At 34.0% G+C, this 13,220-nt stretch carries 16 protein-coding genes and 1 riboswitch; of the genes, 12 read left to right on the top strand and 4 right to left on the bottom strand.

Annotation, left to right across the window (positions count from 1 at the left end; all coding sequences use genetic code 11):
* The first annotated feature begins 7 nt into the window (after positions 1-7).
* From GTR01_RS07985 to GTR01_RS07995, 3 genes are all read left to right on the top strand, one after another.
* Entirely contained in the window at positions 8-883 is an 876-nt protein-coding gene (locus GTR01_RS07985; protein WP_228452183.1) for an AraC family transcriptional regulator, read from the top strand.
* A gap of 67 nt (positions 884-950) precedes the next feature.
* A complete protein-coding gene (locus tag GTR01_RS07990) occupies positions 951-2,117 on the top strand; it encodes an iron-containing alcohol dehydrogenase (RefSeq protein ID WP_160137319.1) in 1,167 nt (388 codons plus the stop codon).
* A 275-nt stretch (positions 2,118-2,392) separates the two neighbouring features.
* Positions 2,393-3,115 (top strand): polysaccharide lyase family 7 protein, encoded by a 723-nt coding sequence (locus GTR01_RS07995; protein WP_160137320.1) that lies wholly within the window; start codon positions 2,393-2,395, stop codon positions 3,113-3,115.
* 73 nt (positions 3,116-3,188) lie between these two features.
* On the opposite strand, the gene GTR01_RS08000 is transcribed toward GTR01_RS07995, so the two are convergent.
* The 4 genes from GTR01_RS08000 to GTR01_RS08015 all read right to left on the bottom strand — a co-directional run bounded on the left by GTR01_RS08000 (position 3,189) and on the right by GTR01_RS08015 (position 7,419).
* On the bottom strand, positions 3,189-4,217 hold the full coding sequence (locus GTR01_RS08000; RefSeq protein WP_160137321.1) for a methyltransferase: 1,029 nt from the start codon (positions 4,215-4,217) through the stop codon (positions 3,189-3,191).
* A 301-nt stretch (positions 4,218-4,518) separates the two neighbouring features.
* The gene (locus GTR01_RS08005) at positions 4,519-5,550 is read right to left on the bottom strand and encodes a hypothetical protein (RefSeq protein ID WP_160137322.1); all 1,032 of its coding nucleotides are present in this window, start codon (positions 5,548-5,550) and stop codon (positions 4,519-4,521) included.
* Positions 5,537-6,133, bottom strand: coding sequence for a nicotinamide riboside transporter PnuC (gene pnuC / locus GTR01_RS08010; RefSeq protein ID WP_160137323.1), 597 nt, complete (start codon positions 6,131-6,133; stop codon positions 5,537-5,539). Before pnuC ends, GTR01_RS08005 begins: the two co-directional genes overlap by 14 nt.
* A 27-nt stretch (positions 6,134-6,160) precedes the next feature.
* A riboswitch (TPP riboswitch) is annotated at positions 6,161-6,264 on the bottom strand.
* Between the two features lie 129 nt (positions 6,265-6,393).
* Positions 6,394-7,419, bottom strand: a complete 1,026-nt coding sequence (locus GTR01_RS08015; protein WP_160137324.1) for a methyltransferase — start codon at positions 7,417-7,419, stop codon at positions 6,394-6,396.
* 227 nt (positions 7,420-7,646) lie between these two features.
* Here GTR01_RS08015 and GTR01_RS08020 point away from each other — a divergent pair, with 227 nt between their 5' ends.
* Genes GTR01_RS08020 through GTR01_RS08060 form a run of 9 tightly spaced genes read left to right on the top strand, consistent with a single transcriptional unit; the run spans position 7,647 to position 12,748 of the window.
* Complete coding sequence (locus GTR01_RS08020; RefSeq protein WP_160137325.1) at positions 7,647-8,249, top strand: HPP family protein; 603 nt, start codon at positions 7,647-7,649, stop codon at positions 8,247-8,249.
* Positions 8,250-8,254: 5 nt separating this feature from the next.
* Complete coding sequence (locus GTR01_RS08025) at positions 8,255-8,599, top strand: hypothetical protein (RefSeq protein WP_160137326.1); 345 nt, start codon at positions 8,255-8,257, stop codon at positions 8,597-8,599.
* A gap of 32 nt (positions 8,600-8,631) precedes the next feature.
* Positions 8,632-9,543 (top strand): TIGR01777 family oxidoreductase, encoded by a 912-nt coding sequence (locus tag GTR01_RS08030; RefSeq protein WP_160137327.1) that lies wholly within the window; start codon positions 8,632-8,634, stop codon positions 9,541-9,543.
* Positions 9,544-9,549: 6 nt separating this feature from the next.
* Positions 9,550-10,140, top strand: coding sequence for a Crp/Fnr family transcriptional regulator (locus tag GTR01_RS08035; protein ID WP_160137328.1), 591 nt, complete (start codon positions 9,550-9,552; stop codon positions 10,138-10,140).
* Positions 10,141-10,193: 53 nt separating this feature from the next.
* Positions 10,194-10,553, top strand: coding sequence for a DUF4406 domain-containing protein (locus tag GTR01_RS08040; protein ID WP_160137329.1), 360 nt, complete (start codon positions 10,194-10,196; stop codon positions 10,551-10,553).
* On the top strand, positions 10,540-11,121 hold the full coding sequence (nudK, locus tag GTR01_RS08045) for a GDP-mannose pyrophosphatase NudK (RefSeq protein WP_160137330.1): 582 nt from the start codon (positions 10,540-10,542) through the stop codon (positions 11,119-11,121). The genes GTR01_RS08040 and nudK overlap by 14 nt, the downstream gene beginning before the upstream one ends.
* A 60-nt stretch (positions 11,122-11,181) precedes the next feature.
* On the top strand, positions 11,182-11,568 hold the full coding sequence (locus GTR01_RS08050) for a hypothetical protein (RefSeq protein WP_228452184.1): 387 nt from the start codon (positions 11,182-11,184) through the stop codon (positions 11,566-11,568).
* A 46-nt stretch (positions 11,569-11,614) separates the two neighbouring features.
* The gene (locus tag GTR01_RS08055) at positions 11,615-12,073 is read left to right on the top strand and encodes a DUF2750 domain-containing protein (protein WP_160137331.1); all 459 of its coding nucleotides are present in this window, start codon (positions 11,615-11,617) and stop codon (positions 12,071-12,073) included.
* 9 nt (positions 12,074-12,082) lie between these two features.
* Entirely contained in the window at positions 12,083-12,748 is a 666-nt protein-coding gene (locus tag GTR01_RS08060; RefSeq protein WP_160137332.1) for a DUF2306 domain-containing protein, read from the top strand.
* Positions 12,749-13,220 lie beyond the last annotated feature (472 nt).

Below are 13,220 nucleotides of genomic sequence, written 5' to 3' on the forward strand. Positions count from 1 at the left end.
TGAGTTTATGAAGAAGCTAGAAATTAAAAAGAATATTCAGAAGGAAGAAGATAAAAATCTTTCTTTTCGGGTTTTTGATTTAACCAATGATTATTTGAAAGAGTATAAAAAGCCTCATAAAAAGGATCATTTTTTTATTATTGTTACTGAAGAGGGAACTTTACAGTTATACATTGAAGATAAAGTACATTTTTTGAAGCCTGGGAAAATTTCTGTGGTATTTCCGGAACAGGTTCATTTTATTTCTGATGCAAGTGATGATCTTAAAGGCAAAATCATTCTGTTTGAAGAAATCCTATTCTGTTCAGATATTTTGAAAAACGAATTGAGTACTTATAATGTCAATCTTTCTACTCAGCTTCATTGTACGGTTTTATCTTCAGAAGATTTTCAACAGAGTTTATACACGATCTCCAACATCAAAAAAATATATCAGGAACCTAGTCTGATCAAAAAAGAACAGGCAAGGTTTCAGATTAAAATTTTTCTATTGGGATTAATTGAATCTGTTCATGGGTTACATCCTATTTTGCATAAAGAAACAGCTGACAAACCTATTTATGTTCGTTTCAAGAAATTACTGAATGAACATTACAAACAATACAGAACGGTTCAATATTATGCTGATGAATTGGCTATTACCACAAAAAAATTAAATTCAATTACTAAAAAACATTGCGGGGAAACGGCCATTCAAGCCATTCATAACCGGATTTTAATAGAAATTAAAAGACAATTGATGTTTTCAGATCTTTCTCATAAAGAAATTGCGTTTGATCTTGGCTTCAATTCTCCTTCTGCTCTCAACAAGTTTGTGAAAGCAAAATTGAAAGAAACACCTACAGCTCTTCAACAGGAATTGGCGCAAATGTATAACACATAATCTTGTTTGTATAACACCATCCGTTTGGGCTTATCTAATTTTGTCTCATTAAAATCAAACAAAAAAAATGAGCAAATTATTTATTGCAGGAGAGGTTTTCCATGGTGCCGGAAGTCTTTCAGAATTAGCAAATATTAAAGGTAAAAAAGCAGTAATTGTAACGGGAGGAAGCTCTATGAGAAAGAGCGGAACTCTTGACAAGGCTATTACTTACCTTACAGAAGCAGGAATCGAAACTCAGATTTTCGAAGGTGTAGAGGAAGATCCATCATCAGCAACGTGTCTGAAAGGAGCTGAAATCATGAAGACATTTGAACCGGATTGGGTAATCGGATTAGGAGGTTGTTCTGCTATTGACGCTGCTAAAATCATGTGGGTATTTTATGAGTATCCCGATGCTGATTTTGATGCTATGATTAAGCCTTTTACGGTTCCTGTTTTAAGAAACAAAGCAAAATTCATCGCGATTCCTTCTACAAGTGGTACCGGAACTGAAACCACAGGCCTTGCTGTGATTACAGACAGAGAAAAAGGGGTAAAATATCCAATTGTGTCTTATGAATTAACACCGGATATTGCGATTGTAGATGGAGAAATCTGTGCTTCAATGCCTGCCCATGTAACCTCTAACACAGGTCTTGATGCATTAACACATTGTGTGGAAGCTTTTGTATCCAATATTGATAATAATATTGCGGATGCACTTTCCAAAGGTGGGCTTGAGATTGTTTTCAATAACTTAAAAGAAACTGTAGAAAATCCTAACAATATTACAGCACGTCAGAATATGCATGATGCGTCTTTTATGGCAGGATTGGCATTCAATAATGCATGGTTGGGAATTGTTCACTCATTGTCTCATCAGGTTGGAGCATTGTATGGAATTCCTCACGGAGCATCCAATGCTATTTTCCTTCCAAATGTTATCCGTTATAACGCCCAGGCTACGGAGCGTTATCCTGATTTAGCAAGAGTCATTGGTAAAGAAACGGCTGAAGATCTTGCTCAGGCTATTGAAACGCTACGTTCAGAGGTAAATAATCAATCAGCTATCAAAGAGTTTGGAATTTCAAGAGAAGATTGGGATAAAAATATTGATTATATTACGGCCAATGCACTTGCAGATCCTTGTACTGGCTTCAATCCAAGAGTTCCTTCTTTAGATGAATTAAAGGCTATTTATAATGCTTGTTATGAAGGTATTGTTTATTCTGAAGAATTAGTTTTAGGATAATCTTTAAATTTTAGCAAAAAAAGGAAGTTCAATGAACTTCCTTTTTTGATATTAGTATAATTTATATTTGCTACTACTCTTTCAAAAAAATTAATTACTTCCAATACCATTTGCTTATCATTCACAATAAATCTATAGTGTGTGCTCTATTTTTTCTTTATCTATAAAGGTTATATTAATTTATTATAAAAAAGTCATAAACCTTCATGCATCTATACTTCAATCAAAGGAATTAAATAATTTTGTATTCATTGTTCAATACTAATTCATCAGATATGAAGAGCCATATTAAATTTCTAGTAACAACAGGGTTGTTTATTCTATCTTCCGTTTCTATCCATGCTCAAAAAACAGATGAACCTGTTCCACAATCTCAGTTTAACCTGACTGGATTTAATCTTCAGCTTCCTATTCAGAAAAATAACTCCATCACCATCATTAAAGGCTCGGAAATAGCTAAATTCTCATCAGAAAATTTTTATTATTCAATTGAAGATAAAAGCATCCGTTTTTTCTGTTCTTCTGATGGCAAAGCTACTCAGGGATCTCATTACCCAAGAACAGAACTGCGGCAAATTAACGAATGGCATTTTGAAAACAAACATAATTTACAGGTCAAGATGGCTGTCTTAAAGCAACCGAGTACCGGAAAAATTATTATTGGGCAAATTCATGGAAATTCCAAAGGTACAGAAGCTGTAAAAATCTGGTGGAATAATGGAGATATTCAGGTGGGTTTTAAAAAAGAAGTTGATGGTAAAGAACAACGCATCACTTTATTGAAAAACGTATCCTTAGGACAGGTTTTTGATTATAATATTCAACAGAATAATCTGAATGTTCAGGTAAGTATTAACCAGCAAACGACTACCTTTAATCTGGGAGATAGCTGGAAGTCTGAGTCTGTTTATTTTAAAGCAGGAAATTATCTTCAGGATAATAAACAGCCTGTAACAACGGGATTAGTAGCTATTTATCAAGTTAATATTACAGATTAGTCTACATAAATATTATTCAACTATAAAATGCCCTATGTAAGCTTTAAATTGCACAGGGCATTCTTTTAATCTTCTATCTCAATTTTTCACATTCAATAATACTTTTAGCTTCTGTACCAATATCAATAAAACGGGTAAAATGCAAGCCTGCTTCCTCTATAAGTGTTTTAAATTCACTTAGTGTTCTTTCTCTTCCTGTGAGGCATGACAGCATTACAATGTCTAAAATTTTAGCAACATGAGGCTTATTTCTGGAGTCATCCGGAATTACAGCATCTATAATGAGTAGTTTTCCTCCGTTCGGCATGGCATCATAACACACTTTTAGAATCTCTATACATTCTTTATCACTCCAATCATGCATAATCCATTTCATAGTGTATAAATCAGCTCCTGCAGGAACTTTATCAAAAAAGCTTCCGATACTTACTGAACATCTGTCCTTTAAATTTTCAGGGATCACAGAGGTAGTTACTTCTATAACGTTAGCTTCATCAAATATAATTCCTGAGCTCTGAGGATAAGCATTTAGAATAGTATACATCATCACTCCATTCCCACCACCTATATCCACAATTGTTTGATAGGGACTAAAATCATAAGTATTCATAATCCCTTCTAATTCCATTCCGGACATCCCGGTCATTCCTTTCCCAAAATTGATTCCAGCTTCAGGATTTCTTTTGTAATATTCCCAAAGAGCTACTCCATGAACGTGTTCAAAAGGAATTTTCCCGGTCTTTGCATTATAAGTTAATTCCATATAAGCAGGAAAATGCTCCCCAAGAATTGTCAGAACAAAATTTTTGGCAGTACCTTCTACATCAGTTTGTAATGCTGCTCCGAAATCATTCAAAGCAAATGTTTTGTTTTCCAGTTCTTCAAAAATCCCTACCCCACTTAATGCTCTCATCATTCTGTAGAGGCTTTTTTCGTCAGATTCTGTTTGTTCTGCCAAAGATGAAATGGTCTGCTTTCCTTCTGCCAGATAATCAGCAATATTAAGTTCAGCAGCTGTTTTTACACAACCGGCAATCCAAACACCGCCCAATACTTCAAACATCTTTAAAGTAAACTCGGGTTTAACAGTTTGTTTTTTCATAAGTAATAGTTTTTGATTTGAGGTTAAATTTAAAATCTTATCATTCACCACTATGTGAAATTATAAATTTTGTACTCAAAAACTATATATTTAAGTAAAAATACAAACCATATAAATGATTTTAATAAGATTTATTTAAATACATCTTGAATAAAAAGCCAGTTTTTACACTTTCCAATCTCTATAATATGGTTAAGTTTTATTCCTATTTGAATGATGTGGCTAAATGCAAAAGCTGAATTCAAAACAAGTCTAAAACTTTATTTTTAAATCAAATAGAACCCTACTTAAAAAAATAGTTTTACTGAGCAGTTAGACCGAATTTAGCTTCTCTTCTGAAATTGGAATGCTGCGTTGCTGTAAAATAATCACAAAAAATCTGATAGACAGGAGAATCTGTATGACTTGCTTTTATTCCCAATTGAAAATAGATCTCAAGAATCTGATGAGATAAACTTTCAACCAAATTTGATGAATAATTGTGGATTTCTTTCTGTTTTTCAAAAGAAATCGTTGTAAGATCATTGAGTAAAGATTCGATTTCATTGGCAAATTCAATTATTCTTTCCATTTCTTTCTCTATTTTTTCATTGAAAGAATGTAAGTCAAGCTGAGGTCGGATTTTAATCGCTTCTTCTGAAAAATGAGCTACCATTCCCAAATAATTAACCAGCAAAGTTAAATCAGCAAAAATGCTAAACGGAATTTCATCTAAAGCGTCATCTGTAAAAAATTCATCATATATAAAACTATACTCTTCCGAAATTTTCACATTCTCAACTCTAAAGGAGTATGTTCCGGTGGCTTTCATCCCCATCGATTTCCAATTCGGAATGATTTCAGTCTTATTTTTTGGAATAACAAATGATCTTATCATTTCGGAACCCGATTTATCAAGCAAAGGATTTCCGTTTTCAGTTAATTTAGCATTTAAAGTAAAATGACTTAAATGTGGGGCTCCTGTTGCAAAATGCCAGAGTCCATTCATTAAAAAGGTTCCATCGGTTTGCTTTTCTGCTGTGCCACCAATCATTCCGCTTCCGCCGAAACAGGTTTTAGAGTCGGAAAAAAGTTCTTTAGCAATTTCAGGTTTTAAATTTCTTGCGAAAAAATTGGCTCCCGAACATAAAGTAAGCATCCAGCCCAAACTTCCATCGATTTTTGACCAATCAAACAAAACAGATAGGCCTTCTCTTAAACGAAATCCCAATCCACCATACATTTTAGGAACCCAGATCTGAAGAAGTCTTTCCTGATGAATCTGATCGATTACTGATTGCGGAACTTCAGAAACTCCATGCATTTTTCCTCTTATTTCCTTATACGAAAGCATTTTTTCTGTTTTTAATGGTTTTTCGCCATTCCAGATACCCTGAAATAGCAACAATGAATAAGAAAGTGGTCAGAATTGAATATAAATAAAGACCTTTATGGATCAGCAAGGGAATCGCAATAATGTTACTCATGTTAAGTAAAATCCAGTTTTCAATTTTTCTGCGTGCCATCAACCACATTCCTGCCCATGCAAAAGCACTTACCAAAGAATCCAAAATCGGAACATCAGAATCAGTAAAGTGGGTCAGAAAAAACCAGAAAAGGCAGAATGTTCCTATTACAATTCCTGCGGTAATCAGTTTTTCCTGGGCGCTGGTTTCAGAAATATCTGTTTCTGTTTTCCGTTTCCCGAATTTCCAATACAGCCATCCGTAAATACTCATTACTAAATAATAGAGATTTAAAGTAAATTCCGCATAAAGCTTAGCGAAAAACATTACATATAGTGAAAGTAAAATTCCGGCAATCCCGAAAAGATAGTTATTGGAATTGTTTTTTCGTGCCAATAAGACCTGAACTACTGAAAAGAAGACTCCAAGCCATTCCTGCCATGTTGTCTGTTGTAAAATTTCCTGCATCAAATTAACTTACCTAAATTAAATGATGAGATGATCAATCAAAAAAATCCCTACGTCGGCATTATCCGAATCAGGTGTGGAAAAATTTCCCGGGTATCATCTCAGCCGCTATTGCAGCACCCCATTGAGGTCACAAATTTGATGTTTTTTAGCGACAATAAAAAATAAATCGGCTATTCTTTTAACCACAAAAGAAACAAAAGATGTTTTGCGATTAGAGAACAGCCTTTTACATTTAAAAATCCCGTTTCAGATTTTCCCTGTTATATTTTCTCACATTCGATGATGCTGCTGAGATCTGTACCAATCGGAATAAACCGGTTAAACCGGAGTCCTGCATTTTCTATCAATAATTTAAACTCGTTTAATGTTCTTTCTTTTCCTGTTAAGCAAGCCATCATAATGATATCCTGCAGCTTAGCTATATGAGGTTTGTTCTGAGAATCATCAGGAATTACAGCTTCTATAATAAGCAGTTTTCCTCCTTTGGGCATGGCCTGATAAATGTTCTTTAGAATCTGAATACATTCTTCGTCATTCCAATCATGTAGAATCCATTTCATGGTATACAAATCTGCATTATCAGGAATAGTATTAAAAAAGCTTCCGGAAACAGTTGAACATCTGTTTTCTAAATGCTCTGGAATCAGCTGATCTGTTTCTTCAATCACATTGGCTTCATCAAAAATGATCCCTGTACTATCTGGAGACGCATTCAGAATATCAAATATCATGCTTCCATTGCCACCACCAATATCTGCTATTGTCTTATATGAACTAAAATCAAATGTATTCATAATGCTCTTCAGAACAACTTCGGATAAACCAGTCATTCCTTTTCCAAAATTGACTCCTTTCTCAGGATATTTCTTATAATAATCCCATAAATTCATGCCATGAACCTGTTCAAAAGGAACATTCCCTGTTTGAGCACTATAAGTAAGTTCTCTAAATACAGTAAAACTTTCATTAAGATTAACCAGTATAAAATTTTTGAGAGTTCCCGGAACATCTGTCTGTAAAGCAGCTCCTAAATCGTTTAATGCAAAAGTTTTATTTTCCAGTTCTTCAAAAATCCCGACACTGCTTAAAGCCCTCATAATCCGGTATAATTGCCATTCGTATGATTTTGTTTCTTTAGCCAGTAATGAAATAGATTTAGCACCTTCAGAGAGTTTATCTGCAATATTCAGCTCTGTTGCTGTATTTAAACAGCCTGCAATCCAGATTCCGCTTAATACTTCATACATTTTGAAAGTGGATTCCGGTTTAATGTTTTGGGTTTTCATGATTATAGTTTTTGAATTTATCCTCAATATTGATTTATCATTAATAAAAATACACCAAAACAATATTTAATCAATTAAAACACTAAAAATCATATAAATTATTTACAAAAAAATAATCTATTCTACTTTCTACATAGAAAATGTTTAACTCCTCACTACTATCCATTTACAAACGGATAAATCTGTATCTTTGTTCTATCAATCAAAAGTAAAGAAGACCTAACTTAATGAAGAAGACACTAAAAAGAACATTCAGAGTATCAAAATATGTAATCTATAAAGAAACGCTGGTTGATTACAAGGAGCACTTTTGGTCATTCTTAGGTGCTTTTTTTGGAATTGGATTAATTGCCTTTATTCAGTCACATTCTTTAGCGGAAACGGAAAATATATTTCTGATAGGATCCTTTGGTGCTTCAAGTGTTTTGATTTACGGAGCGATCCAAAGTCCACTGGCTCAACCGAGAAATCTGGTAGGAGGGCATGTTCTTTCCGCACTGGTGGGTGTTACGGTGTATCAAATTGTTCCGGATATTATCTGGCTTTCTGCTCCCTTGGCTGTAGCCTTTTCTATTGTATTGATGCAGTATACAAAAACCCTGCACCCGCCGGGCGGAGCAACAGCTCTGATTGCGGTGAGTTCTACCGGTAAAATTCCGGAATTAGGGTACTGGTATGTTATCTCTCCGGTTCTTTCGGGGTGTATTATCCTGTTGCTGGTGGCTTTATTTTTTAATAATATAACGCCTAACAGAAGCTATCCTTCACACAGCAGGTTTATAAGATTGTTACGAAAAAAACATGCTCATGGACACAAAGTGAAAAAATAAACAGTATGAATTGCTTGGAATGTGGCGAAAAAATCATCGGAAGGTCTGATAAAAAATTCTGCAATGATGCCTGCCGAAATGCCTATAACAATAAGCAGAACAAAGATTCTACGAATCTAATGCGAAATATTAATAATAAACTTCGCAAAAATTATAGGATTCTTGTAGATGTAAATATAGACGGTAAAACAAAGATTGCCAAATCCAAATTAGAAAGCCTCGGCTTTGATTTTGAATACTTTACCAATCTAAAGGTTTATAAGAACGGATCTGAATATAAATTTATTTATGATTACGGCTATAAGCTTTTAGAAGAAGACTTTGTTTTGATCGTTAAAAACCAAGCATAACCTATTAACCACACCACCTCAAATATAGTACTATGAAAGAAGTTGTTTTGATTACCGGAGCAAATGGCTTAATTGCAAAAGAACTTGCTAAAAAAATTGAGAATGAATTTGATGTAAGGTTTCTTACCCGAAAGAAAAAACAAGCCAATGAGTTTGAATGGGATCTCAAAAAAGGAACCGTTGATGAAGCAGCTTTTGAAAATCTTTCTCATATCATTCATCTGGCAGGCGCTAATATTTCAGAAAAACGATGGACAGCAGAAAGGAAAAAAGAACTTATTTCCAGCAGAGTGGATTCTGCAACATTGCTCCGAAATACATTGAGAAAAAAAGAAATTAAACTAAAATCTTTTATTTCAGCTTCAGGAATCAACTTTTACGGAACGCGGACTACAGAAAAAATATATTCGGAAAATGATCCCCCGGGACATGATTTCCTTAGTGAAGTGGTTGTTTTGTGGGAAAGAGCTGCTGACCATTTTAAAGAACAAAATCTAGCTGACAGGATTGTTAAAATCCGAACGGCTGTTGTGCTTTCTGAAAAAGAAGGTGCTTTAAAGAAAATGCTTCCGCCCATAGAATACGGAATTGGATCTGCTTTGGGAAGTGGAAAACAGTACATGCCCTGGATTCATATTGAAGACATTTGTTCCATTTATGAGTTCGCTCTGAAACACCCCAGCATTCATGGTGCTTACAATGCTGTTTCACCTCAACATGCTACCAATGCAGATTTAACCAAAAAGATTGCTGAGGTTCTGAAGAAACCATTATTGATGCCCAATGTTCCCGCTTTTCTTTTAAAAATATTATTTGGTGAGCTTGCGAGTGCTATTTTGGAAGGTTCCAGAGCTTCTTCACAAAAAATTCAGGATGCTGGTTTTCAATTTAAATTTCCGGATTTATATGAATCCCTCATTGATTTGTTGAAAAAAGAGAACTAGTATTGTATGGAAAATAATTTAATCTTAAAAAATATCTCCAAACATATTTCTCTGAGCGACGCTGAAACCTCATATTTTTTGTCTTTATTGAAAGAAAAAAAGATCCAGAAAAAAGAATTGATTGTAAAACATCAGCAAACTTGTAAGCACATCAACTTTGTTGTAACAGGTATTTTACGAGCATTTTATCTGGATGCATCAGGAAAAGAATCTACCATTATGTTTGCTGTTTCAGACTGGTGGATCACAGATATGTATTGCTTTATTAATGAAAAACCTGCGATGCTAAATATTGAAGCTCTCGAAGAAAGTTTAGTGTTACAACTTTCCAAAGATCATCTGGATGAACTTTATAGCAAAGTTCCTAAGTTTGAGCGATTTTTCAGAATTATGATGCAAAATGCTTATATAAGAGAGCAACTCCGAACCATTGAAAATCTATCACTTCCTGCAGAGGAGCGCTATTATAACTTTTTAAACAAATATCCACTAGCTGCAGAACGTGTTACTCAAAAACAGATTGCTTCTTATCTTGGAATCACCCCTGAATTCTTGAGCATCATTAAAACAAACAGGCAAAAAACTAATTACTCTTAAACTACATTATTTTTTTTCTCTTATAAGTTCTTTTATTTTACTCAAAAAAAATTATGCTTATACTTATTGCAGGCCCCTATAGAAGTGGAACCAATGATAATCCTGATTTGATCCAGCAAAACCTCGACAACCTTGAAGCGGTCGCTTTACCTATTTTCAGAAAGGGACATATTCCTATTATTGGCGAATGGGTTGCTCTCCCTTTAATGAAGCTGGCTGGCTCCAGCCAAATTGGGGATCAGGCATGGCAGGAAATACAATATCCAGCTGCTCACCGTATTCTTGAAAAGTGTGATGCTGTTCTCAGAATTGAAGGAGCTTCTAAAGGCGCAGATGAAGACGTAAGAATCGCAAAAGAAAAAGGACTTACCATTTATTATAACATAGAAGACATCCCTTATGCAAAATCCTGATATTACTATTTTAAAAACAGATATTTTATCTGACAACTGGTATACTTTAAATAAAGTTACTTTTACAGTTCGCAAAAAAGATGGAACTACAGAAACCCAAAGCAGAGAAGCTTATGATCGTGGAAACGGAGCGGTTATTTTGCTTTATAATACAATTTCCAATACTATTATTCTGACCAGACAATTCCGATTACCAACTTATATTAACGGAAATGCTACCGGAATGCTTATTGAAGCCTGTGCCGGGCTTTTAGACAATGATAATCCTGAGGATTGTATTAAAAGAGAAACAGAAGAAGAAACAGGATACAAGGTTTCCAAGGTAGAGAAAGTATTTGAAGCCTATATGTCTCCCGGTTCTGTTACGGAGATCCTTCATTTTTTCATCGCTGAATATTCAAATGAAATGAAAATTAATGATGGCGGCGGGCTTGAGGAAGAAGGTGAGCAGATTGAAGTACTGGAATTGCCTATTGATAAAGCACTTGCCATGATGGATTCCGGAGAGATCAAAGATGCAAAAACCATTATGTTATTGCAACATTTAAGAATAAAGAGAATTTTATAATATTTTTTTGCAGATAGATTTATGAGAGGCCTATAATCTTTTAATAATTATATTTAAACTATGAAAAACTTATCAACTCTTGAACATATAAATCTTGCAATCAACCCTAAATTCCAGGATTGGGTGCTGTTTAAAAACGATACCTATATTATTTTTGACGATATTACCATTGTAGAAAATGTACAGGAAGAAGCGATCAGACTTATGAAAGAATTTGGGCCTATATTGGCAGGAGGCCCTGCCGGAGATTTCAATGTTATTCATTTGAATTCTACTGAGGGTTGGCTTGTTTCCGGACATGGATATGGCATGTATACCTATGTACATCCATCAGAACTGGATAATGAAATTCCCAATGATTTGGAAATAGGGTTATTTGGAAGATCAAAACGAAATTCGGATGGTAAAAACCCAGAGATTGTTCATATCAACAGAAGCAATTCTTAACCGGGATTGTCGAAAATAAAACAGCTTTAATTCATAATTTCAAATCATGCTTAAAGATCACATTACCTTACAAATCCGCTATAAAGACTTCATCAGAAAAATCAGTGAAACAGAAACCGTTTATGGTTTAAAAGATGATAGAGGATATGCTACCTCCTACTCCAATGATCTGGAATATGAGGATGGAGAACCTGTACAGATCATTTGTTTCTGGTCAGATGCAGTAAGAGCAAAATCCTGCGTATACAATGAATGGAGCCGTTATGAGGCCACTCCTATTCCACTTGATGAATTTTTGGAAAATTGGTGTCTGGGAATGAATAGTGATGGTTTAATCGTAGGTATAGATTTTGATCGAAATTTGTTTGGATATGAAGCAGAACCTTTGGAATTAGCTCTTGAAATTATTGAAGAACTTAGAAAAAACGACAAATCCTTAATTCTAAGAAAGTTTAATGATATGGAGGATATGGAGAATCAGATAAGAGATGTATTAAAAGACTAAAAAAGATTCATGGTAAAATCATTGGGAATAAAGACTGCTAAAATTATGGCAGTGTTTTCTGTTTTTATTTTCAGTATTCTGATGCTGAAAACGATTTCCCAATATACCTCTCTTGATAAAACCGTAGGATTTCTTGCCTTTAAGCAACAAGTGGTCAATAACCCTTATTGGATGGCATTTTTTTATATTCATATTTTTTCAATCACCCTTTGCCTTCTGGCAGGTCTTACTCAATTTTCAGCTCAGTTTCTGAGAGAAAACAGGAGTTTACACAAAATAATTGGTAAGGTCTATGTCTATAATATCCTCATCATTAATGTTCCGGCCTGTTTTGTATTGGGATTGTTTTCTAATGGTGGACTGATAGGTATTACAGGGTTTCTGATCCAGGATATTCTTTGGGCTTATTTTACGATAGTTGCTGTCCTTACTATTAAAAAAGGAAATATTATCAGGCATAAAAATTATATGATTTTAAGCTATGCCATTACGACCACTGCGATTACTTTCAGAATCATCAAGAATCTTTTCTATAATGAAAAACATCATGACTATGAACTTTTTTATGGTATAAATGTATGGTTGGCTCTTATTATTAATCTTCTGATCGCTTATTTCTTTATTAGAAAAAAAAGTTCATTTATCGCTGAAAAGAAACATTCGTTATTAAAATAAAAATACTGATAAATGAGATCAAAAGGAATGAGCCTATAAATATCAAAATATTAAGCAACTTTTTGTATTTATGATTCTTTGTCCATCGGTTACAAAAGCTAACAATAACATTAGAGATCCAGGCAAAAATAATAATTACGAAAAGGAGAAACAGAAGAATAATAAGGTAAACCCAATCAAAAGGCATAAGACTATATTTTTTAAAATTATTATTTTCAAATCTAACTATCTGGAAAAATCAAGAGTCCCTATAAAAATAAAAATAGTGATGTATGATAGCATAAGAAATGATATGATGAATATGAGCGTATTCAAGACCACTTCATACTTGTGGCCTTTAGTCCATCGCTTACAAAAACTCATGATGAGGTAAGAAATTACGCTCAAAACTGCAATAACAAAAAGAAAGAAAAAATAGATCATGGCTGTACTTTATCTTGTAAAGCTATTATTTTAAAATTAGAAAAAGAAC

It is taken from the genome of Chryseobacterium sp. c4a (assembly GCF_009900745.1).
Taxonomy (GTDB): domain Bacteria; phylum Bacteroidota; class Bacteroidia; order Flavobacteriales; family Weeksellaceae; genus Chryseobacterium.